Genomic DNA, 22,199 nt, shown 5'->3' with positions numbered 1-22,199 from the left:
ATCTCACCCTTTCTTTTGACGTCTCGCAACACCAGGATAAGCCAGCATCTAGAGGTAAATAACAATGATGAGTAGTATATATAACAAAATAAATCAATTGTGAAAATTGGCACAATTCCAGATATGTATAGTAGATATGCGACATATAGAAGATAGGGTCAGCCAACTATTTCTGAGGCTGACCCTACCATTCTGTCTGGACTTATCCTTTTAACCAATGCTTAGCCAGATGATGGAATGGTCACTAAATTAAACTTTGGGGCGTGGCAGGAAACCGGCTCCTTTAACAATTTCAGGCAACGCTGCTTCCCAGCCAACAGGCATAATATGAATACCGGCTACACCCGGAATCTTTTTGAGTTGGTTACATAATTCAATTGAGATTTTGATACCCTCGGCCTTAGGATCTTCGGCTTTTTTCATCCGTTCAATCAGGCTGTCAGGAATTTCCATACCGGCAACATCTTTCTTCATGTACTGCAGCGCCTTTACTGAGCGTACAGGCAAGATGCCAGCCGTAATTTTTGTTCTTTCATGAATACCACGGGCTACTACCATTTCCATGAAGCGGGCAAATTTCTCGATATCAAAAATTGCCTGAGTTTGGATGAAGTCAGCACCAGCATTCACTTTCTTTTCCAGACGAATCGCCCGGAATTCAAATGGATCACCGAACGGATTTTCAACGGCGCCGATAAAGAAGCGCGCTTCATCGGTTTTTATAGGAGCGTCAGACAAAAATTTCTTTTCGTCCCGCATTTTCTTAACCATGGAAATCAATTGAACAGAGTCAACATCATATACATTTTTACTTGTTGGGTGGTTACCAAAAGATTGGTGGTCACCGCTCAAGCATAAAACGTCGCGAATTCCCAGGCTATAAGCACCAAGCAAATCACTTTGCATAGCAATACGATTACGGTCCCGGCAAGTCATCTGAATGATAGGTACTCCGCCGCCCTTTAAGACATGTATACCGGCAGCGATACTGGATAACCGGACAATCGCTGTTTGATTATCGGTAAGGTTGAAGCCGTCAACTATGTCTTTGAGCTCACCCGCGTGATGCTCTAATTCATGACCATTGGCATGCTGGGGCGGCCCAAGCTCACCAGTTACCACAAAATGGCCTAAGGAGTACAGTTTCTCTAGTTTGCTGTCTGTTTTTAGTACAGCTTGTTTATCAATCGCTACTTCGCTCATAACCGCACATCCTCCCTCACAATTTTGCGGGGGCCGCCGTCTCTGTTCTTCGACCAGTTTTTAGCCGGCAGAACTTCTGTCATAAGATCTAAGCGGTTTTGACCTTTGAGGCGATCATAGATAAGCTGCCAACCGCAAGGAGTGTCTTTGCTAATTTCGCAAACACCGTTCTGCGAACCACCGCAAGGACCGTTCAAGAGGCTCTTGGAACAACGGATAATAGGACATACGCCGCCTGTTTTGGCAAGTACACACTCACCGCACAGCATACAGCGTTCTTCCCATACACCGTGCTCAATAGCGGCACCGGCAAATTTGGTATTTTGACCAGGAACAAAGATAATGTCAGGATAGTTCTCGGCCATGAATTGGACGCCAACGCCGCAAGCCATGGACACAACAACGTCAACATCTTTGAGATGCTCTTTAAATCTTGCAGCATACTCGGGATCACATTGACGCTCATAGGTAGCAGTTTCGATTTGCATCGGGTGGCCGTCAACTTCCATCTTCATACGAAGAGCGCTGGCCAGCATGTCCGTTTCCTTCTGACCGCCAGACAAACATACAGTTACGCAGCCGCCGCAACCGGCAACCAATACCTTTTTTGCGCCTTTTATAGTCTCGGCAATTTCTTCTATAGGCTTGATTTCTGCAACTATCATATCGCTTGACTCGTCTCCTTTCTAGGCCTTCCGGGCCTTAAGCGGACTCGGACCCAATTTCTCTAAGAGGCCGGCCATATCCCGGGCGATATGGGCGAAACGCGGACCATGGGTACCGGATACGTTGTACATAACTAAACGCTCTCCGCCTACCCCTACTTGATCCAAAATTTCTCTAACATGCTCCAAACGTTTCCGGGCACGGGAACTGCCTTTGACGTTCATACACTCGTCTTCTGGGCAGCCAGCGACAAATACGGCGTCTGCGCCTTTTTCAAACGCTTCTAACAGCAGTCTGCCGTCAACTTTACCAGCGCAAGGCAATTCGACGGTTTCGATTCTTACGTTAACGTCGGCTGGAGGGCCAAGGTCAGAGGTAATTAGCGCACACATACGGCATACAAAGCCAACTACTTTCACATCACTCATTATTAGCCCACCTCCGTCAACGCGGTCTTAACCCGGGCGAGTACCTCATCGTCCTGGTAATGATGTACGAATATAGCCTTGTTCGGACACTCCGATGCACACATGCCACAACCACGGCAGTCAGCAGGTGGAATATAGGCAGCACCCATTGCCTTCTTCTCCCGGGTAATTTGTGGAATAGTATACGGGCAAGTCCGCACACAAGTCAAGCAAGCAGCACATTTTTCCCATTCTACTTCGGCCACCATGCCACCCATCATGAGTGCGGGCTGTGCCAAAATACGGGCTGCTCTTCCTGCTACCCCTTTAGCTTGGGTCAAGCAGTCAACGACCGATTTTGGGCCATGGGCTGCACCGGCGATAAAGATACCACCGCCTGGGAAGGCAATTGTGCCGAAATTGGAGTGAGTTTCAGAAAGGAAACCATCTGAATTGACTTGAATTTTAAATAGATCAGCAAGCTGTTTTGCTTCGGGAGACGCTGTCTGCGCAACTGCCAAAATTACTTGGTCAGGCTTTAAGTTCAAAGTAATGCCGGATTGCGGATCAATAACCGTCATAACAAGGTCACCGGCACTATCTTTTACTAAAACAGGTTTAGCAGCTTCTTCGTAATGAACAAATACTACCCCAGCTTTGCGTGCTTCACGGTATTTAAGTTCAAGATAGCCAGGAGTACGCATATCACGAGACAATACGAACACCTTGGCATCAGGATTTTGCTCTTTGATCTTCGTAGCAGCATAAACCGTTTCACCACAACAAGTGCGGCTGCAGTATTTATGCTCTTCGTTGCGGGAACCAACGCATTGTACAAAGACGTACGTAGGATCACCTTTTGCCGGTATACGGGCATCTGCCAAACGATACATAGCCTCAACACCAGTAATAATCCGTGGATCCTGTCCATACATATACTCGGTGGGAACATAGGTAGTCGTCCCTGTTGCCAGGATAACAACACCATGCTCAACCTTTTGGGGTTGACCCTGCCTGGTTGTCACAGTTGTAATAAAGTGGCCTTGACGACCTGTAAAACCAACAACTTCAGAGCTAGTTAATACCTCAATCTTATCACTCTTGCTTACTTGTTTTTGTAAGTCTTCCAGAGTTCTATCAAGGTTATCCGCTTCCAGGCTGCCGGTGAGATTACGAACATAGCCGCCAAGTTCAGCGGATTTTTCTACTAGTGTGGAGCTAAAGCCACGATCGGCTAAAGCCAGCGCAGTAGCCATACCGCTGATACCACCGCCAACAATAAGTGCACGGGAAACAACGGGTTCAGCATGCCATCTTAACGGCTTGTAGTCCTTAACATCAGCTACAGCACGGACGGCCAGAGCGACAGCGGCACTTGTAGCCTTATCGGCATTATTGCCCCAATCTTTAACTGGCACAGAAGGCATTTCAACAAGCATCCGGTTAAGTCCGGCATTTTGAGCAGCTTCTTGGAACAGATTCAGATTATGCTTCAGCACACAAGGAGCTACAACTATACGGTTGAGACCTTGTGTGGCAATTAGATTCTGAATTTTGGCTATGGACTCCGGTTGACAGAGGGATTGCTCACTCTCTACTACTGAGACTTCGCCTTGCCCCTTAGCGGCTTGAAGTACAGCATCAGCAGCAGCTCCCATCGCCTCTAAGCCGGCTTTACAAAGGAATACACCAACACGTGTCGGTTCCTTGGTAACGTCACGCTCGGGAACCGGCTTACGGCCAGGCCGTCCTTCTGCTTTACCAAGCACTCTGGCAGTAGCAGCAGCTGCTGCACTAGCTAAAGCCATGGTTTCCGGAACATCAAGCGGCCCTTGGCTGCCACCGATTGAAAAAACGCCTTGCCGTTTGGTAACAACAGGGTTGAGCTCGTCTACTTGAACAAAACCAAATTCGTTAAGCGGAATTTGTAAAATTCCGGCAGTTTCTTGTAAACGGGTAGAAGGACGAATGCCTGCAGCCAGAACTACAAGGTCAAACTCTTCCTTAACCGGTTTACTGGCTGCCGCGTAATTAATTGACAATTTTTCTGTAACAGGATCTTCTTTAACCTCTGAAATCATGGTGCGTACATAGTTAGCACCAAGTTCCTGAGCTCGCGATAAAAATGTATCAAAGTTTTTGCCACAAGCCCGAAGATCAAGGTAATATACGGTGACATCGGTCTTAGGAGCAAATTCTTTGGCAAGTATCGCTTCTTTAGCGGTAAACATGCAGCAAATTGCCGAACAGTATTCGCCTTTGGAAACTACATCCCGGGAGCCAACACACTGTATAAAAGCAATTTTTTCAGCGCATTTTCCGTCCGAAGGGCGTCTGATACAGTCTGAGCGATAGCGGCTTTCGGATAAGAGGTGTTCGAATTCTAAACTGGTAACAACATTTTTGTGATACCCATATCCGTATTCGCCTTTTTGGGAGACGTCATACATACTGAAACCGGCTGCCAGAATAACCGCTCCGACGACGAGTTCTTGGGTGCGCTTGCCTGTTGCGACATCGCTTATGGTAGCCTGGAAATGTCCTACATCTCCTTGCAATTCATCCAGTTTGCTGCCGGTATAAATGCTAAGAAGAGGATTGTTGTAGGCCCGGGTAATGAGTGAACCCAATACCGTACTGGATGCATGGAGATTACCACCCAAATACAAAGCAGAAATGTTAACCTGGTCGCTCCAGACACATGCCTGGCTGCTTGTTTTTGCCGAATCCACCAGTTTTCCGCCCAGATTTGTTTCATCTGTTACCAAATGAACGGGATATCCTGCCCCAGCTAATTCCAGAGCCGCCTGCAGACCGGCAATGCCACCGCCAATAACGAGCACATCCTTTTGCATGGCTCTCACTGCCTTTCGAATAAAAATATCTTTACTTTGCCACCATTACATAAAGCTGTATAACCAGAGAGAAACCGGACATACCTAATAATAGTTCTGCCGGTTTCTCCAAATTGGTTACAACAATTGCAATGATGTCAAGAGCGGTACGGGATCAATTATATGTTTCTTCAGCCATTTTTTCGCATCAGGATGTCCGAAACTAATCCCTAGCAATTCGGTGAAGAAAAATACAGGTATTGGTTTTTCTATTTCTTTCTGCCGGGTTTCCAGAGTCATCTGGCACAGCGGGCAGGCAGTTACGATGGCATCTGCGCCTGCTCGCTGGGCCGCAGTTACCAAATTCTTAGTTATCTCATAAACAACGTCAGTACGTGGTACTGTCAAGCTGCCACCACAGCAGTCGGTTTTATACGACCACTTTTTAACGTCAGCTCCGGCAAGCTTCATAAGCTTATCCATTGCCTGTGGCTGCTCTATATCGTCAAAAGCAACGTAGGTTGGTCTGGTCAACAAGCATCCATAATATGGAACAAGCTTGAGGCCTTTAAGAGGCCGTTTAACCTTTTCGCCTACTTGACTAAGATACTCTTTTCTCATGATAACTTCTAAAGGATGTGTAACATGAACGTTGCCGCTGTACGACGACCCCATTATGCTTTTGAGTTCTTCGTTAGCCTCTTTGGCTTCCGGAGTCCCCTCCCGCACGTAATGGTCAGCGGCTTTTACGAGATTATAACAGGCAGCACAGGGCAGCATTAACTCTTTTTGCTGTTCGGCTTCAGCGATAACAAGGTTTCTAAGGGGCAAGGCAAGCGCGAGAAAACGATCGGTGGAGTGTCCGGCGGTCGCCCCACAGCAATTCCACTCCGGAAGCTCAGCCAGTTCTAGGTCCAAGGCATCAAATACAGCCTCGGTAGCCATATTATACTCGGCTGCTGTGGAGTGTAGTGAACATCCCGGATAATAACCTAGTTTCATCGTGCCTTTTTCTCCTTTGCTCTCTGGAATATTTTCTTGATTTCGCCTTTGCGCTTTTTCAGTGCATTATGCGGTAAGAATGGCATCTTACCGCGCTTTGTCATTTCTTTGCCGAGATCCATGTCTGCCAAATACGTTCCTGTACACATTTTGTAAAGTCCCATGAGTCCAAGTTCATAACCGCGGCCTTCACCGCCGATGATCGGGAACCCTTTCATAGAGTCAAGGAACAATTCATAGAACAACTTGATATTGTAATGACTCGCTGGAATCTTGTCTTCCGCAATGGTTTCCATTTTAATGGTATCCATAACTTTCGACGTGTCAATTCCGTTCGGACACCGTACTGCGCAAGTCTTACAGCCAACACATAACCACGGAGTATTACTTGCAAATACTTTGTCCTTCTCCCCCAGCTGAATCATACGCAATATTTCGTAGTTATTATGTTCCATGACAAAGTTAATCGGACATCCACCCGCACACTTCATACAATGATAACACGAAGATATCGGCTGGTGAGATTTTTCCTCAATTTCGCGGCAGAAAGAAGCTTTACCTTTAACAGGTTGATTCACCGTTGACATCATTGACCTCCTTTCCGGGCGTACACCCCCAGCGGAAAATTACCGCTGTCTGAACACCTTAGCGTAGGAGTCGCAGTAAATATCTTGGTTAAGGATTAAGCGTGCAGTAGCAATGGCATCTACCAAAGCTTCGTCATTTGCATCGCAAATAGCTGAATCAAGGCCGGCAGTCATAGCCATTACAGCAAAAGTGCGGTTGATAATCGGACGGTGCGGGCTCTTCTGTGAAATGTTGGAAAGACCAACTGTAGTTTTGGGAGGAGGATTGGAAATCATCTTAATTTGGCGAATTGTTTCTAATGCTTCAATGCCATGCTCTTGTGCAACGTTTACAGGCAGAATGATCGGGTCAATGAAAAGATTGTCAGGTTGCAGACCATAAGCTTCCGCATTGGCGACAAATTCCATAGCCATAGCAACACGGTCTTCAGCGCTCTTAGGAATACCTACTTTGTTAATGCAGAGACAAACAACATCAGCTTGATATTTAGCAGCCATTGGGAAAACGCGGTCAATTTTTTCTTGCTCGCAGCCAATGGAGTTAATTAATGCACCTGGTTTGCCATAAGCTTCAAGAGCAGCTTCCATAGCATCATAGTTAGTAGTGTCGATAGCCAGCGGCAGATCGGTGCACTCTTTCAAAACATTAACCATCCAAGGAAGATCTACTGTTTGGTCTTCGGAGTTAGGTCCGGTGTTAACGTCAAGGTAGTGAGCGCCACCAGCTTTTTGCTTAGCAGCCCACTCTTGCAGGGGTTTCGGATCGTGTTCACGGATAGCCTGACCAATGTCTTTAAACATACCATTAATTCTTTCGCCAATAATTAACATTAAGTAAATCCTCCTCATATATTAAAATTTAAAAAACGCAAATTAAATAAAGGTATCAGATATCCAAATGAGATTATTGTTATTTTTGAGCTTAAATTTCAGGTTTAACCATTAAAGCTTCAGCATTTTTCTTGACAAGACGAACTGCTTCCGGATGACGAAGTACCATAATATGCGCACCGCCTTGAAGAAGACCAGTTGCAGTCATTGCTTCCCAAAGGATAGCACGTTCTTCTTGGTTGCCCCAGTTGGGGAAATCTTCTTCAGGAGCAACAGCTTCTTTAGCGCGCCATGCTTCATAACCAACTTGGCAAATTACTGGTTGGGACAGCATTTTGTCGCCGGCAAGAGCGCCCAGACGGCCGCGCTCAAGGATGGAGTAGGTATACTCGATACCATAACCCAGAGCAGCAGTAGCAGGGTCAATAATAACATTGTCAGCTGATAAGCCAAGCTCGGAAATAAGAATGTTCAGCTGTTTACAAATATTGATATCAAGTGGGCTTTGCGCCAGTACTTTGTGTTTATGAACCATAGCTGCAGCGGCAACAGACTTATAGTTGTCTTGTTTTGCCAAACCGATGAGCATATTTTCGCCAGAGGCAGCTTCTGCAACAACAGGCAGAACAGCGTTGTCCTTTTCGTCATCGCCACAGCCAATTACGATTAGAGGTACGCCAACAGCGCCAAGGACATCTTTTACAACTTTAGCACACTCTTCCGGGCTCTTATTGCCAGTATCCGGATGAGCACCCGCAAGTTTAAGATAGATCATGTCTGCGCCGAACTCTACGCATTTTTTTGCCCAAGCAACCGGGCAATCCATAACATCGGCAAATACCTTATTTAAAACAGGATGCCAGTCAGCTTTAATATCCTGAATTTCCATTGCAACTACCGGCTTTAAAGGCATATCGCCTTCGAAATGGAGGAACGGCATTGTGGCGTCGCCGCCAACTGTTACTGTGCTGGTACGGGTGCCACCCTGTTCTTTGGTTGCACCGAGGGTAACGGTATTGATTTTACCGGTATATTTTTCTTTCAACATATTAGTTGCCATAGTTACGCTCCTTCCAAACTTTTAGATTTTTGCTTCTTTACAAATGGCGTTAACTGCCTGAACAGCCACCGAGTTCTCAGGTAAATCAAACAACGGTTGGCTTAATAGGTCATACTTGGCTACCTGTGCATCATAAGGGATTACGCCGATTAGCGTAAGACCGGTTTTATCGATCTCGCCTTGTAATGCAGCCATATCCTCGTCGTTTTGGGTTTTAGTAACAATTAGGTATATATTTTTAACATCCGCTTTCAGGGTATCTACAAGCTGGCGTACGCGACCTGCCGAACGAATACTCCGTGCGGACGCATCACTGACTACAAACATATAATCAATGTCTTGAGTCACCCGGCGGCTAATATGTTCCAGCCCGGCTTCATTATCCATGATTACATAGCCATAGTTTTTACCAAGCTTATCCATGAAACCTTTGAGCAGATTGTTTGGGAAACAATAGCATCCAGGTCCCTCGGGTCCCCCCATCACTAGCATATCAACATGATCTGATTCAACTAATGACGATTGGAGTTTATATTCAATATACGTTTCTTGAGTCATACCAGCTGGTATATTTCTCGGGTTCTTCGTACTGGTTATTAATTCGGATATAGTTTGTTCTACATCCATACCTAAGGCTTCGTTCAGATTGGCATTCGGATCTGCGTCCACTGCCAGAATGGAGCCTTTGTTATTTCTAACCAGATATCGAATGAGTAGTGCGGTAAACGTAGTTTTACCGGTACCCCCTTTACCTGCCACTGCTATTTGTTTTGCCATGTCTTAAAACTCCTTTCAATACACCCATTGCCGCTTCTATCAAAGCCTGACATTGGGGAATAAAGTTAAATCAGTATGAGGGATAAATAATGATGAGACAAATTCATCCATAAATAAATTGCCTGCCGACAATTCAATATAAGTCAGTTTGCTTGCCAAATTGTTGGCTTCAGCCCAGGCCTCCTGTGATAAGAGTGCCATACAGGCTCCTTTTGCCGAGGTATTACCTACATACTTGTACTTCTCTAAAGGGATATCAGGCAATAATCCTATAGCAATGGCATCAGGAATATTGAGATAATTACCGAAACCGCCAGCAACATAAATGTGTTCGATACTTTCTAATTCAAAGCCGACTACATTTAAAAGCGTACGGATTCCGGCAAATACCGCTCCTTTCGCTCTGAGCAGATTTTTGACATCAGCTTCACTAATGATGATATCCCGGTCAAGGTCTGTCTCCTCTTGCCATACCAGAACAAACTCAGGACCTGCCTCACCAATGCGCATCCGTTCAGTAGGCAGGCTGGTTTGAAACTTGCCAGCCCTGTCGATGATACCAGTTTGACGAAGCTTGGCCAGACAGTCTATAAGACCTGATCCACAGATTCCCATTGGCTTGCCATTACTAACGGTGGTATAGGACACTTCATAAGTTTGAGGATCTATTTCCATGCGCTCGATGGCACCATACATAGCCCTCATCCCAAAAGTTATCCCCGATCCCTCAAAGGCCGGGCCAGCAGAACAGGAACAAGTTACCAGCCAGTCTCCGGCGCCTAATACCATTTCACCGTTGGTACCGATGTCAATTAATAAGGATATTGGTGCATCTTCATTGCCCATACCGGTAAACAAAGTTCCTGAAACAATATCTCCGCCAACGTAACTGGCTACTGACGGATAGCTAAATACCAAGGCATCTGCATTTATTCTAATTCCTAATTCCTGTGCCTTAACAACCGGGTAAAAATTAGCTGTGGGAATATAAGGCTCAAGGCGTATGAACTTGGGATTAATCCCCAGGAATAAGTGTGCCATTGTTGTATTGCCAGCTGTCATCATTACACGGATATCGTTCTCTTTAATATGTCTTTGCTTTACCAATAAGTCCATTATCAGTGTATTTATAGTGTCGATTATAGACTGATGAATGTTTTTCATTCCATCTTCCTCATCGACAGCATATACAATGCGGCTAATAACATCATCACCAAACCGTGCTTGACGATTATGTGTACCTGCCGTTTCTAGAATTCTGCCTTTATCCAAGTCAAGTAGGTAAGCAACCACAGTAGTGGTACCGATATCTACGGCAACACCGTATAACGGCTTAGACTCATGTCCTGGCACAATAGCAAGAACTTCCGCTTTACCATTAACCTCAGACAAGAGTACTCGTACTCTAAAATTATCAGCCCTGATAATTTCTCCCAAATTACGAATGATCGAGAGGGGAACATTAATGTCCGTACATTTGGTTTCTTTCTTAAGAGCCATTGTCAGTCGGTTAAGGTCATCGCGATTATCTTGTAAATTCGCAGGCGGCAAGGTCAGCTTAATCCGGCGACATAATGGATTAAGGGGATACCCGTTGAGCGCACACTCCTGCTTTTGTTGAAAAAGCTCCTTTAGCTGCCAAACATGCAATAAATAATCGCTCAAAGCCTCAGACATACCTTGACCTGCCGTACTGCTGTCAACTAGTACCTGATGCTTACTCATTGCCGAAGTTTTAGGTATTTCTACAACTAAATCCTCGTCTTGAACTATAGTCTGACAAGCCAGATTATAGCCCTTCTCTGCCATCCTTGCAGCTAAGTGACTGTCTCTGCGAGCTTTTGCGGTTCCACTCGTGAGCTTAACCGCACATTTACCACACGTACCGTCACCACCACAAGGCGCCTTAATCTCAATGTTAGCTTTGCTTGCAGCTGTAAGTAAGTCCGTTCCTGACTCTACCTCGACTTTGACTCCAGCGGGAAGAAATGTTACGAACTTTTTGTTCATCCTAAATTACCCTCCTAATTCGTTAGCAAGGCTGTTGATATCATTTTATAGCGTGTTTAGGGGGTGATTACTTCACGAGCTGCGGGTAACGTGCTTTAGCAAAAGCCGGAATGCCAGCAGCTTCCTGAGGTCCTACGATTACATCTAACCCAGATTTTTCTTTTAGTTTACCACTGATAATGGCAACATACCCTGGGATAACGATGTTTTTGTGGTTTACTTTGCTCATAATGCCTGTCTTCTCAACGAATTCAGCGATAGGCTCGGCAACAAATTTACCAGCAGCCCAGGCAGTAAGAACGGAAGAGCCATCAGTGTCAACAGCCACAATATAGCCTGGAATCTTGCTGCCAACAACTTCGCCTTCAACTGCAAAGTAGGTAAGAGCAAAGTTGGTGCAAACATATACAGGACAATCAGGTGTAACATCACCAATTTCATAAACTTTAGCTTCAACAGCCATTGGTTTTTGTGGATCAGTGTAAATATTCATGCGCCATGCCATTAACGGCAGAAGCTGGGATTGTTCGTCAGCTTTCATGCAAACGATGCTAGCATATTTAGCAACATAAGTAGCAGCTTCAACGATCTCTTCTTTACTTTCAGTTGCTAAGGTGAATGCAATCATCGGATAGCCGAAAGGACGGAATTTTTTCTTGATAGCCAAACGACGGGCATTAACCATTTCAGCCAAAGTTTTGGATTGAACTTGGCTACCGAAGTCTAAAACAAGTTCTTTATATTGCAAAGCCACTTTTTCAACTAAAGCAGCGGTGTCATCAAGACCGTTGCCTTTTACCACTACAGGGCAGTTATTAGCTTTTGCAAGAGCTACAACTTTCTCCCAGTTTTCAGCAGTAGCGGCATGAAGGAGCGGTTTTTTAGCAGCAACGGCAGGGACAGCGGCTTCTAAACCGGCTGCGTCCGCAACTAACATAAGAGCAAATTCAGTTTTAGCAGCTATGGTTTCAACAGCAGCTTTAAAGGTAGCAGCGTCGCCGGAGCAGTTAGTAACAGCAACCATTTGAATGGCAATTTTTTGACCAACGCGATCCATAACTAAAGCGTTAACTTTAGCGATTTTAGCATCAAGCTCAGCGCCGGACAATTTATCGGAAATTTGGATAGCTAGAGCGGTAGGATGATAGAAAGTTTTGTCATGACGGAAGAGGACAGTTTCGTCACCCATCACGATTTCATTTTCGCCTACACCAACTTTTACAGTACGTACGGGAGGTGCAGTTGCTGCGCCCAAAGTTTCTTTAGCAGCCTCGGTTGCATGTGGACACATGTCAAGGGATGCTTTACCATTAGCCATTGCCATTGCAAAAGCCAGGCAGGTAGGTGAACCGCAGTCTTTACAGTTAGTTTTGGGTAGTTGTTTGAAAATATCCAAACCTGTTAATGCCATTTTCTCTTCTCCTTTCGAATATAAGAACTTATTTTGATAAATATGAGAACCGGGACACATCTGGATGCTCTCTATTATGCGGCCCCGGGATGTGCCCCGAATTCTTACTATTAAGTAGTTAGAACTACATCATCGGATCCATTTTAAGAGCCGGATGTTGTTTTTCTTCAAGGAACGGCAGAATTTCTTCTTCAGTGATACCTACAGTTTCGTCAGCAATCTTGTTAACGAAGTCTGCGCCTAACCCTTCACGCTCAGCAGCATCAATTAGATCCTGACCGAGGTATTCTTTAAGTTCTTTCGGCATCCAGACAATACGTGCCATGCCGCCGTCAGCAGGAATAAACTTAGAGCTTGTAAGATAACGACGGCCTATGCCCATGAAGCCAGGGGTTTGCACGCCACCGCCGCAAGTACCGGCCAGAGCAGAGAAGGTCATACCGGAAGGAGTATCGCCACTATGCTCACGAGTAGTTATCATAATGCCGTTACACATCGGTAATATCGCCATGATAGCCTCAAAGCATCCGCAGGAGGTCATTGGGTCTTCCATCATAGTGTAGAAGTTTACATTTTCTACAGTGCGGTTGGAGTTAGCATAGATGAACTCATTTAGGTTCTTCCAGCTGCCTTTTACGGTGTCAGTGCACTCGCCTTTATCAATCGGCTGGTTCGGGCCAGTCGGGGTAATTTCGTTAGAAGCTTTAGCGTCAAGCCAGCTAACCGCACCGCACAAGCCTACGCGCTCAGGGGAAACAACGCAAACGTGATTCGGCGCAAAGGATTGGCAAAGGGTGCAAGAATAGTAGGTGTCAACCGACTCGTCAGTAAGCCCCTTAAGACGAGCGTCACGAGCTGCGTATTTTTCAATAGCAAGCTTGATTTTTTCTTCAACAACGCTTTGATCAGTAATGATAGTAACTTGTACCCGGTCAATAATAGCCGGATAATCGGATTTGTATTTTGCAATAAGAATTTCGCCAAGATCTTTAATTTTGAATCCAGCTGCATGCGCATTCTTACCAATACGTATCCACATCATATTACGTTGGGCAACGTGCCACAAACCTTCACCGTAGTTGATGAAATAGTGAACCCGGCGCTCAAGTACGCCCTCGAAGTCTTCCTGCATCTTACGACCATAGACGTCAACCATAATACCGAGCGGGAATACGCTGCCTTCCGGCATTTCATCAATTTCAGGTCCGATAACTTGGATTTTGCCGTCTTCAACCTCGTCAGCTTCGCACATCCGAACAAGCTCGAAGCTGGTAGAACGACCGCCGCCGAACTCAACATAGGCGTCTTTCTTACGGATTGTTTCACCTTCGAAAGCAGGTCCGATGGTGATAGGTACAGGGATATCAACGATCTTAATTTTGATGCCGCGCATTTCAAGACCGAGCTTGCCAATCTTTTCATAATCTGGTTCGGATTGATACCAGTCAGGAATTTCTTCGGCTACCGGTTGGTCGGTAACTGTCGGGAAGCCCATGAACATAGCACCGAACTCAGCAGCATATTTAACAACATCATTAGGTCCAAGCTGAATAACAAAGGCCAGAACGCGTTTTGCTTGATATTCGATAGCGCGCTCACGAGCACCGGCAGGAATACCGCCGAAAGCAAGACCGGCACGGAAAGCAAAGTTAACGGCATGAATAACTTGGGTGAAATTACCAAGCGGGAAGGTAATGAAGTCAGCGCCGATTTTAACGTTTTCTTCAATACATTGTTCAATTACTTCATTGACCAAGAAGAGCATAATGCCTTTTGCCTGAAGGCCTTTTACTAGCTTGGCAGTAGATTTGCTGTCTTTACCTTTACCGACGATAACAGCAACGCCAGGAATAGTACCGTCAACCAAAGGAACACCGAATTTACGAATTACCGGGTCGGCAATGAAGCCGGTATAAGGATATTGATCAGGCTGAGCACCATTCAAATAACGAAGAGCCTCTATAACTTCAGCAGCATACAAAGTTGCTTCGCCGTTAAGTTTAGCGTTTTCGAGGTTTAATTCTTCTCTAATATTGGTAGTCCGAATCCGGTTTAGAATCGGAGCAAGATCACCAATTGTGTTTACTTCCTCACCGCTCAGTGAAGTAATTACAGGCAATCTGTAAGCAGTATTAGGATATTTAACCGGACAGTCAGCACCATGTTCCTTTATAGCTTTAGCCAGAAGAATTTCCGCATAGCTGGTAGCTGTGACGGCACCTTCGTAGGCGCCTTTAAAAAGCTCCATAGACATATTGTTTTTCGTCCTCCTTCATAGAGTCAATTCTCATTATCTATTGGGGTAGTACACGATTACGTCCTAACTCTTATCTATTCGGCAGCCGCTTTGGCATCACGGGCTTTTTTACGCATAGCATTCTTCCAGTTACGTTCTTCAATGATTTCTACCAGCCGTTCAGATGCTTTCAGTGCATCAGGCTCCCAGAAGAAGAAACCACCGAATACATCTTCAGCAATTTTTGTAACAACATCGTTAACAAGCTGACTGCCAACAGTCGGAGCAATTACGCCAACATGGGTAGGATTACCATAAGCTACGTTCCAGGAACCGATAGCTACAGCTTTCTCAGACATAGCTTCCGGAGCGCTGACAACATAAGGAACTTCGTGGTTTTCTACACCCATTTCCTTAGCGAGCATGTTAACAAGATCTTGCTGCCGGCTATAGTCAACACAAGAACCGGTATGGAACATCAGCGGTAACTCAGTAGTTAAGCCTGCAGCTGCGTTCAGACGGGCAAAAAACTTTTTCAAGCCTTCGCCGGCATACTTCTTAACAGCTTCGCCATTCATCATGCCTGCTAAAGCATGAGCTTGCGCCGAGCAGCCACCTGCTAACAGGAAGACGTCATTTTTAGCTAATTCGATAGCAATGGCAGTGTGGTTTTGGTCATGAGTACCTTTAAGGTTATTACAACCGATAAGTGAAGCTATACCCTTAATTTCGCCAGCTTCAATTGCATCAACCAGTACGCGAATTGGGTTTTCCGGATTAATTTTACCAAAGATATTGAGTATGGATTCTAAGCTGAAACCGGCAACGACAGTATTCTTAATTTCAGGAATACTAACTTTTGATGCATCACGGTTTTTGTAAGCTTCAATAGCCAAACGGATGATTTCTTTTGCACTGTTGATAGCATTATGCTCGTCAAATGCAAAGTGATAGGATCCAGGAATCTTCATAATAGGCATTGTGGTTACAATTTTAGTGTGGAAGCACTCAGCTGCAGAGCGTAAGCTTGGCATGATACACTGAACGTCAACAACCATAGCATCCATTGCGCCGGTCATAACTGCCAATTCCTGGGTAGCAAAGTTGGTAGCTATGGCAACGCCTTCACGCATGAGAACCTCGTTACCGGTACAGCAGATACCAACAAGGTTAATGCCGGTAGCACCAGCAGCTTTAGCTTCGTCTTGCATTTCTTTAGCGGCATTAACAACCATTTGGCTTAAGAGAGGATTATGGCCATGAAGAGCAATGTTAACTTTGTCAGCTTTGATAGCGCCAAGGTTAGCTTCAGTTACTACAGGTACACCGGTACCAAAGAGAATATCAGATAAGTCGGTAGCAAGATGCTGACCGTCAATATCACACAGAGCAGCCTTCAAGCCGCCGAAGATAATATTAACAGGATCAGAGTCAGTACCAACGTGGGTTTGGTGTAATAATTGAGCAAGACTTAAGTTGATACCGCTAGGCATAATGGTAGTTTTACGCCACAGGTCAAGTCTCTTCTCATCAGTATAAGCGTTAATCCAGGTAAGTTCCTGAGTTTCGTCAACACGACCAAACTCAGCCAGAGCAGCGCTAGCAACGTCTTTAGTAATTGCCATTACATCGCGGCCTTCAGTTTCAACACCGATACGTTTTGCAACACGTACAAGTTTATCGGGATCGGTAACTTTATAGTCATGGAGCTTGCCTTCAGCAACATGCAGAAGGGTTTCAGCAATGTGACGGCCATGATCGGAGTGAGCAGCTGCACCGCCAGCAATGTAACGAACGGTATTTCTAGCAACGATGGTGTAATCAGCGGCACCACAAATACCTTTATTACCGCCTGGCTTCTTGGGCAGAATACGGCAAGGGCCTTGCAGGCAAATACGGCAGCAGATACCGGTGTTACCGAAAGTACAGCGAGGCTCTTGAGCTTTGGCGCGGTCAAATGTTGTTAAAAAGCCGATTTCTTTGGCTCTATCCAGCATTTGAGTGGCTGCCACGTCGATTGTTTTATGTTCGGACATTCTTCTTCTTCCTCCCTATGTTCATCATAGTTGTTTTTCAGGTGAGTCCACTTACAAGGAGCTTAGCTACTCAGGGTCATCTGTAATATGAGGATTTTTTCACATACTCTGTATACAGGTATTCGCTCTATGGTGAGCGAATACCTGCAAGTTTTTGAAAAAATTTGACTTGTTTATAAATTTTCAGTGTCAGCTTAGAATAAGCCGCTAACCTTACCAGTTTGAACGTCAACATCAATCCGACGATACGCAGGATCGGAACTGGTTCCCGGCATTAAGCTGATAGCGCCGGCCATCGGGCAGAGGAACTTGGCGCCGCCATAAACGAGGACGTCGCGGATCGGCAGTCTCCATCCTTTAGGTACACCTTTCCAAGCCGGCTCATGCGACAAGGACAGGTGGCTCTTAACCATCATTGTGCAGTAATCGGCATACTTGGGATCAGACTCAAATCTCTTAGCTTTTTCTTCAGCAAGCGGAGCCCAGTCAACACCGTCAGCTCCATAAACTTCTTTTGCAATTCTTTCAACACGTTGACGGAGCGGCATTTCCAGCGGATACAGGTATTGGAAGTTAACTTCTTCTTTACAAGCATCCATAACGGCATCAGCCAGATCAAGAGCACCGTCGCCGCCTTTGAGCCAATGCTCAGAAACAGCTGCACGAGCACCTGCCTGTTCAGCAATGCGTTTAACCAAAGCATGTTCAGCAGGAGTATCAGTATAGAAGGCATTGATACAAACAACCGGCTTAATACCGGATTTTTTGATCATGTTGATCAAATGTACCATATTTTCGCAGCCTTTTTCTAAGAAACCAAGGTTTTCTTTGGTATATTCATCAGGCAACGGACGACCCGGTACAACGGTAGGTCCACCACCATGCATTTTGAGAGCGCAGACAGTAGCAACAAGAATCGAAACATTAGGTTTCAGTCCGCTCAGGCGGCACTTAACGTTCCAGAATTTCTCGAAGCCGATATCAGCAGCAAAACCGGACTCAGTAACATGATAGTCGAAGCATTTCAGACCAATGCGGTCTGCAATAATGGAGGACTGACCAATAGCAATGTTAGCGAACGGACCAGCATGAACAAAGCAAGGCTGACCTTCAACGGTAGCACACAGGGTAGGATTAACGGTATTACGCATCCAAGCAGTCATAGCGCCGTCAACTTCGAGGTCACCAGTAGTTACAGGCTCACCTGCTCTGTTATAGCCAACAACGATGTGCTTGAAGCGTTCACGCATATCAGCCAAATCTTTAGCAACAGCCAGAATAGCCATTAATTCGGAACCAACAGCAATACCGAATTTGGAATGCATCATGAAGCCATCTTTTTTGCCGCCAAGACCCATGATAATGTTACGGAGACCTTGAGCAGCAAAGTCGATAACCCAGCCCATTTCAATATTTTTGGGGTCGATGTCGAGGCGCTTAAGATTTCTCTTAGCGAGTTCAGCATCGGTATAGTTAGCTTCGTGTTGCATTCTAGCGTTCATAGCAACCATAGCTAAGTTATGGGCGTTCATAATATCGTTGATATCACCGGTTAGACCAAGCGAGAATTCGGTCATAGGAATTAGAAGTGCGTTACCGCCGCCGGCAGCAGTACCTTTTACGTTCATGGTAGGGCCACCGGAAGGCTGCCGCAATGCGCCACCAACGTTTACGCCGCGTTTTCCAAGACCTTCCATAATTCCAATAGAAGTAGTTGATTTACCTTCACCAAGTGGGGTAGGAGTAATGGCGGTTACCTCAATGTATTTGCCATCTGGTTTATCTTTCAGACGGTCAATAACCTTCAAAAAGTCAACTTTTGGAGTTTTGCCGTAAGGAATAATTTCATCTTTTTGCAGCCCCATTATTTCCATGTACTTTTCAGTAGTAGGAATTCTTCCTTCTGCCTCTGCTGCTTCGGCAATTTGCCAGTCTTTCAATACCGTAGGATCCCAAGCCATAAATCTAAATCCCCCTTTTTTTAATTATTTCAGACTGCGTTGGTTCTTGTCTTACTGCATTACTTTTTGTCTTGGCAGTCTGTAATGACGCGTGAATAAATTTCTTCCATACTCGCTTTAAAGGCTCCGGTAAGTATGTCTGCTTCGTTTCCGAGAGCAACATCCAGCAGCTCGTCATCAAAACGAATGACGCCTAACAGTTCTTGAGCCGTAAACTGTTCCTGGATGAATTTTTCTTCTTTGGGAGAACGAATTTTATTAGCAACTACCTTTATTGCTTCAATGCCCAAATCTTTAGCTAACTGCATTACCACCCTAGCTGTCTGAACACTGGTCTTGCTTGCTTCAGTAACCACAATCATAAGATCCATGCCTTTTGATGTGCCCCGGGTAAGATGTTCAATTCCTGCCCCCATATCAAGGATAACTACATCCTCTTTATCCAAAATCAGGGAGTCAACAACTGAGAATAAAAAAGCATTTTCACGGCAATAACATGCCGACCCGCCCGGTTTAACAGCGCCCATCCTTAAAAACTTGATGTTACCCACGCTAATGGAATACTCATCTAATATGTCATCGACGTCGGGATTAAGGCTGTAGAGCAATCCACCACCGGCGCTTTTCTCCTTAATCACTTCCTCCATGTCAATTAGCGGAATTACTTTAGCCAAGATATCATCAGGAATACCTAGCGCAAGACCTAAGCTTGCATCAGGATCGGCGTCTACTGCATAAACCCTGCGACCCGCACAGGCAAATAATTTAGCTAAACTGGCAGAGACAGACGTTTTACCGACGCCGCCTTTGCCGGAGACTGCGATTTTCAAATCTTCACCTCCTCCGCTACGTGTTTCTATCTAAGGATAGATATTCGCGGAAAATTTCGTATTACCTTTATTTGTGGAAATATTTGGCAAGTTAATTAGACATTGTGCCAATTTGTTTAGCTCAGAGTTTTGGCCGTCTTGCTTAACAAACTGGCGCCAGCCGCAGCCGCCACTACTAAATCTTCGGTTGGCAGATAGTACTGAGCCGTGAAGTCAAATAATGCCGTCGCATTAGCCGGAAACTCTTCGTCACCTTCCCAGATAACATAGGTAATTGGAAGCTGAGGCAAAACATTCAGGGTGACAGCAGCATCGCCAAAGCGCGCAATTTGTCCGCCAAGCTTTTCACCTGCTTGGGTTAGAAGATTGGCTTTCTTGCCAAAAACCGCTTTAAAGAAGCCCAATACCCGACCATTAAAGGGCTGTAAATAAATCATACCACCTGGAATTTCTTTAAAAGAAACTAGCTGTCCAGATAAGGGCTGTCCGCCTGCAGTGAGCAAATAATGCAGCAATACAACTTTAGCAGCCACCGGCACAAAATCCTGACGTCCAGCAAAGTTTACCTCGCCTTCAGGATAACTTACGGTATATACGTCCTTTAGATATTTAATAGTAAAAAGACTCTTATTACTATCAAATTCAGCGCCACTGTTTGTAGCCATTGCTTCAGGGTTATTCGCGGCGAGACCAGCGCAAGCTTTTTCATAAGCCAGTTGATAGCCATTTTGCAGATGCTGGGGAGTGCTGTTATCTGTTTGCATCAAACGTGCCTCCTAGTACAATTAAGAGAATTATCGAAGGTTGTTATCTTTACTTAAACTAAGCCATTTTGCATTTCGCAAGCCTGGATCGTTTGTTTACAAAGCACGACAGTGGTTACTGAGCCAACGCCGCCGGGAACCGGAGTGATTTTTTCAACTATCGGCTCTACCTCGGCATAATCCACGTCTCCACAATACTTGCCAGGATTATCCGGATCTTCGTTAATACCTACGTCAATTACTACTTGACCAGGTCTAACAAAGTTAGCTTTAACCATCTTGGCACGACCGACAGCAGCAATAAGAATATCGGCATCCGCACAAACTGCCGGTAAATTATCGGTACGGGAGTGGCAAATTGTTACAGTTGCATGTTCCCGAAGAAGCAGCATAGCAACAGGTTTACCAACTACTTGAGAACGCCCCAGTACAACAGCTTTTTTTCCTTTTAAAGAAATATTATAGAATTTGAGTATATCCATACAAGCAGTAGGTGTGCAAGGAGGGAAGCCGGTAGGATCATCGGTGTAAACCTTAGCTGCACTGCCGATAGTCATACAGTCAACATCTTTTTCCACCGGAATCAAACTGCGAATTTTCTTCTCATCTAATTGCTTGGGCAGCGGTGCAAACATCAAAATACCATTAATTTCTTTGTCAGCACCCACTTCCATCACCGCTTTTTCAAAGGCGGCTTGCTCAATGTCTGCGGGATACTCGAAAACTTGATAAGCCATTCCTATAGAATCACAGGTCTTTTTTGCTCCGCCTTCATAGAAAAGGTCGTCAGGACGAGCACCAACCCGGATAATGCCTAACTTGGGAGTAATCCCTTTTGCCTTGATCGCTTCTACCTTCTGTGCAAGTTCCGTTTTCATGGCATCGGCGACCGCTTTACCGGCTAATCTTTCGGCCATTCCAGATTCCTCCTATTTCTATTTCTTTATTTTGTTAAGCACTAATTCCAGGGTGGCATCAGCGATCTTAGAGCCTTCAGCCAGCAATTTTTCCATTTCCGCCCGATTTTTATTAACATATTCCTGATCCTTAATGGTGTTAAGATTAATAACAACATTAAGCATACCGCTGATAAGAGCCGATTTTAAGAAAACAACACCGCAGCCTACATCGGAAATTGCCAAGTTAGTACCAATTTGCCCCATACGTTCATGGATTTTGATACCTTCGAAGCATTTACGCATAATTTCCATAGGCCCTTCGCAGGCATCTTTAGAACATTTCTCCATAACCTGTTCTTTATAAGCGATTTGCTCCGGAGTATCTTTTGGCAATCCATAAGCTTTGGAAAGAGGCTCAAACACCGCAGCGTCCTCATCCACTAAATGTTTTAAATCAGCAATTACTTTTTCGCCTTTAATGATTAACTCTTTGACTTCATCTTCTACTTCGGCGTATTTCTTTTTGCCTACAGTTAAATTGCCGACCATGTTGGAAAGAGCCATCCCGATAGCACCGCCAAGAGCTGCAGCACCGCCGCCGCCAGGTACCGGAGCCTTTGAGGCCAGCACTTCAAGAAAATCGGAGCAAGATTTGTCTAACATACTCATGATTTTTTCCTCCCAA

At 45.2% G+C, this 22,199-nt stretch carries 18 protein-coding genes; all 18 read right to left on the bottom strand.

What is annotated here, in order from left to right; translation table 11 throughout:
• Positions 1–249 precede the first annotated feature (249 nt).
• The 18 genes from SRRS_RS10220 to SRRS_RS10135 all read right to left on the bottom strand — a co-directional run bounded on the left by SRRS_RS10220 (position 250) and on the right by SRRS_RS10135 (position 22,183).
• Positions 250–1,203 carry a methylenetetrahydrofolate reductase gene (locus tag SRRS_RS10220; RefSeq protein WP_371368487.1) on the bottom strand — a complete coding sequence of 318 codons (954 nt, stop codon included), beginning with the start codon at positions 1,201–1,203 and terminating at the stop codon, positions 250–252.
• Entirely contained in the window at positions 1,200–1,868 is a 669-nt protein-coding gene (locus SRRS_RS10215; protein WP_371368485.1) for a methylenetetrahydrofolate reductase C-terminal domain-containing protein, read from the bottom strand. Before SRRS_RS10215 ends, SRRS_RS10220 begins: the two co-directional genes overlap by 4 nt.
• Before the next feature lie 21 nt (positions 1,869–1,889).
• Positions 1,890–2,297, bottom strand: a complete 408-nt coding sequence (locus SRRS_RS10210; RefSeq protein WP_371368484.1) for a hydrogenase iron-sulfur subunit — start codon at positions 2,295–2,297, stop codon at positions 1,890–1,892.
• Positions 2,298–2,299: 2 nt separating this feature from the next.
• Complete coding sequence (locus SRRS_RS10205) at positions 2,300–5,131, bottom strand: FAD-dependent oxidoreductase (RefSeq protein WP_371368482.1); 2,832 nt, start codon at positions 5,129–5,131, stop codon at positions 2,300–2,302.
• Positions 5,132–5,248: 117 nt separating this feature from the next.
• Complete coding sequence (locus SRRS_RS10200) at positions 5,249–6,112, bottom strand: CoB--CoM heterodisulfide reductase iron-sulfur subunit B family protein (RefSeq protein WP_371368481.1); 864 nt, start codon at positions 6,110–6,112, stop codon at positions 5,249–5,251.
• On the bottom strand, positions 6,109–6,702 hold the full coding sequence (locus SRRS_RS10195) for a 4Fe-4S dicluster domain-containing protein (protein WP_371368480.1): 594 nt from the start codon (positions 6,700–6,702) through the stop codon (positions 6,109–6,111). The genes SRRS_RS10200 and SRRS_RS10195 overlap by 4 nt, the downstream gene beginning before the upstream one ends.
• Before the next feature lie 36 nt (positions 6,703–6,738).
• Complete coding sequence (locus tag SRRS_RS10190) at positions 6,739–7,530, bottom strand: methyltetrahydrofolate cobalamin methyltransferase (RefSeq protein ID WP_371368478.1); 792 nt, start codon at positions 7,528–7,530, stop codon at positions 6,739–6,741.
• A gap of 91 nt (positions 7,531–7,621) precedes the next feature.
• Positions 7,622–8,590: a CO dehydrogenase/acetyl-CoA synthase subunit delta gene (gene cdhD, locus SRRS_RS10185; RefSeq protein ID WP_371368477.1), complete on the bottom strand. Its 969-nt coding sequence runs from the start codon at positions 8,588–8,590 to the stop codon at positions 7,622–7,624.
• Between the two features lie 21 nt (positions 8,591–8,611).
• On the bottom strand, positions 8,612–9,367 hold the full coding sequence (locus SRRS_RS10180) for an AAA family ATPase (protein ID WP_371368475.1): 756 nt from the start codon (positions 9,365–9,367) through the stop codon (positions 8,612–8,614).
• Between the two features lie 39 nt (positions 9,368–9,406).
• Complete coding sequence (locus SRRS_RS10175) at positions 9,407–11,377, bottom strand: ASKHA domain-containing protein (protein ID WP_371368473.1); 1,971 nt, start codon at positions 11,375–11,377, stop codon at positions 9,407–9,409.
• A gap of 67 nt (positions 11,378–11,444) precedes the next feature.
• Complete coding sequence (acsC, locus tag SRRS_RS10170; RefSeq protein WP_371368472.1) at positions 11,445–12,788, bottom strand: acetyl-CoA decarbonylase/synthase complex subunit gamma; 1,344 nt, start codon at positions 12,786–12,788, stop codon at positions 11,445–11,447.
• 124 nt (positions 12,789–12,912) lie between these two features.
• Positions 12,913–15,042, bottom strand: a complete 2,130-nt coding sequence (acsB, locus tag SRRS_RS10165) for an acetyl-CoA decarbonylase/synthase complex subunit alpha/beta (protein ID WP_371368470.1) — start codon at positions 15,040–15,042, stop codon at positions 12,913–12,915.
• Positions 15,043–15,119: 77 nt separating this feature from the next.
• Positions 15,120–17,060 carry an anaerobic carbon-monoxide dehydrogenase catalytic subunit gene (gene cooS, locus SRRS_RS10160; protein WP_371368469.1) on the bottom strand — a complete coding sequence of 647 codons (1,941 nt, stop codon included), beginning with the start codon at positions 17,058–17,060 and terminating at the stop codon, positions 15,120–15,122.
• A 194-nt stretch (positions 17,061–17,254) separates the two neighbouring features.
• Entirely contained in the window at positions 17,255–19,021 is a 1,767-nt protein-coding gene (locus SRRS_RS10155) for a formate--tetrahydrofolate ligase (RefSeq protein ID WP_371368468.1), read from the bottom strand.
• A 59-nt stretch (positions 19,022–19,080) separates the two neighbouring features.
• Positions 19,081–19,851 carry an AAA family ATPase gene (locus SRRS_RS10150; RefSeq protein WP_371368467.1) on the bottom strand — a complete coding sequence of 257 codons (771 nt, stop codon included), beginning with the start codon at positions 19,849–19,851 and terminating at the stop codon, positions 19,081–19,083.
• A 116-nt stretch (positions 19,852–19,967) separates the two neighbouring features.
• Positions 19,968–20,615 carry a DUF3786 domain-containing protein gene (locus SRRS_RS10145; RefSeq protein ID WP_371368465.1) on the bottom strand — a complete coding sequence of 216 codons (648 nt, stop codon included), beginning with the start codon at positions 20,613–20,615 and terminating at the stop codon, positions 19,968–19,970.
• A 53-nt stretch (positions 20,616–20,668) separates the two neighbouring features.
• Entirely contained in the window at positions 20,669–21,532 is an 864-nt protein-coding gene (locus SRRS_RS10140) for a bifunctional 5,10-methylenetetrahydrofolate dehydrogenase/5,10-methenyltetrahydrofolate cyclohydrolase (RefSeq protein WP_371368463.1), read from the bottom strand.
• Between the two features lie 18 nt (positions 21,533–21,550).
• Positions 21,551–22,183 carry a cyclodeaminase/cyclohydrolase family protein gene (locus SRRS_RS10135; RefSeq protein WP_371368461.1) on the bottom strand — a complete coding sequence of 211 codons (633 nt, stop codon included), beginning with the start codon at positions 22,181–22,183 and terminating at the stop codon, positions 21,551–21,553.
• Positions 22,184–22,199 lie beyond the last annotated feature (16 nt).

The sequence above is a fragment of the Sporomusa rhizae genome (assembly GCF_041428845.1).
Classification (GTDB): domain Bacteria; phylum Bacillota; class Negativicutes; order Sporomusales; family Sporomusaceae; genus Sporomusa; species Sporomusa rhizae.
The sequence above is the reverse complement of the archived record's forward strand: the minus strand, read 5'-3'. Positions and strand labels throughout refer to the sequence as shown.

What these genes read in the sequence shown, in the direction of transcription:
- SRRS_RS10220 (WP_371368487.1), bottom strand. Translation starts at nt 1,203, where the DNA reads ATGAGCGAAGTAGCGATTGATAAACAAGCTGTACTAAAAACAGACAGC.
- SRRS_RS10215 (WP_371368485.1), bottom strand. Translation starts at nt 1,868, where the DNA reads ATGATAGTTGCAGAAATCAAGCCTATAGAAGAAATTGCCGAGACTATA.
- SRRS_RS10210 (WP_371368484.1), bottom strand. Translation starts at nt 2,297, where the DNA reads ATGAGTGATGTGAAAGTAGTTGGCTTTGTATGCCGTATGTGTGCGCTA.
- SRRS_RS10205 (WP_371368482.1), bottom strand. Translation starts at nt 5,131, where the DNA reads ATGCAAAAGGATGTGCTCGTTATTGGCGGTGGCATTGCCGGTCTGCAG.
- SRRS_RS10200 (WP_371368481.1), bottom strand. Translation starts at nt 6,112, where the DNA reads ATGAAACTAGGTTATTATCCGGGATGTTCACTACACTCCACAGCAGCC.
- SRRS_RS10195 (WP_371368480.1), bottom strand. Translation starts at nt 6,702, where the DNA reads ATGATGTCAACGGTGAATCAACCTGTTAAAGGTAAAGCTTCTTTCTGC.
- SRRS_RS10190 (WP_371368478.1), bottom strand. Translation starts at nt 7,530, where the DNA reads ATGTTAATTATTGGCGAAAGAATTAATGGTATGTTTAAAGACATTGGT.
- cdhD (WP_371368477.1), bottom strand. Translation starts at nt 8,590, where the DNA reads ATGGCAACTAATATGTTGAAAGAAAAATATACCGGTAAAATCAATACC.
- SRRS_RS10180 (WP_371368475.1), bottom strand. Translation starts at nt 9,367, where the DNA reads ATGGCAAAACAAATAGCAGTGGCAGGTAAAGGGGGTACCGGTAAAACT.
- SRRS_RS10175 (WP_371368473.1), bottom strand. Translation starts at nt 11,377, where the DNA reads ATGAACAAAAAGTTCGTAACATTTCTTCCCGCTGGAGTCAAAGTCGAG.
- acsC (WP_371368472.1), bottom strand. Translation starts at nt 12,788, where the DNA reads ATGGCATTAACAGGTTTGGATATTTTCAAACAACTACCCAAAACTAAC.
- acsB (WP_371368470.1), bottom strand. Translation starts at nt 15,042, where the DNA reads ATGTCTATGGAGCTTTTTAAAGGCGCCTACGAAGGTGCCGTCACAGCT.
- cooS (WP_371368469.1), bottom strand. Translation starts at nt 17,060, where the DNA reads ATGTCCGAACATAAAACAATCGACGTGGCAGCCACTCAAATGCTGGAT.
- SRRS_RS10155 (WP_371368468.1), bottom strand. Translation starts at nt 19,021, where the DNA reads ATGGCTTGGGATCCTACGGTATTGAAAGACTGGCAAATTGCCGAAGCA.
- SRRS_RS10145 (WP_371368465.1), bottom strand. Translation starts at nt 20,615, where the DNA reads ATGCAAACAGATAACAGCACTCCCCAGCATCTGCAAAATGGCTATCAA.
- SRRS_RS10140 (WP_371368463.1), bottom strand. Translation starts at nt 21,532, where the DNA reads ATGGCCGAAAGATTAGCCGGTAAAGCGGTCGCCGATGCCATGAAAACG.
- SRRS_RS10135 (WP_371368461.1), bottom strand. Translation starts at nt 22,183, where the DNA reads ATGAGTATGTTAGACAAATCTTGCTCCGATTTTCTTGAAGTGCTGGCC.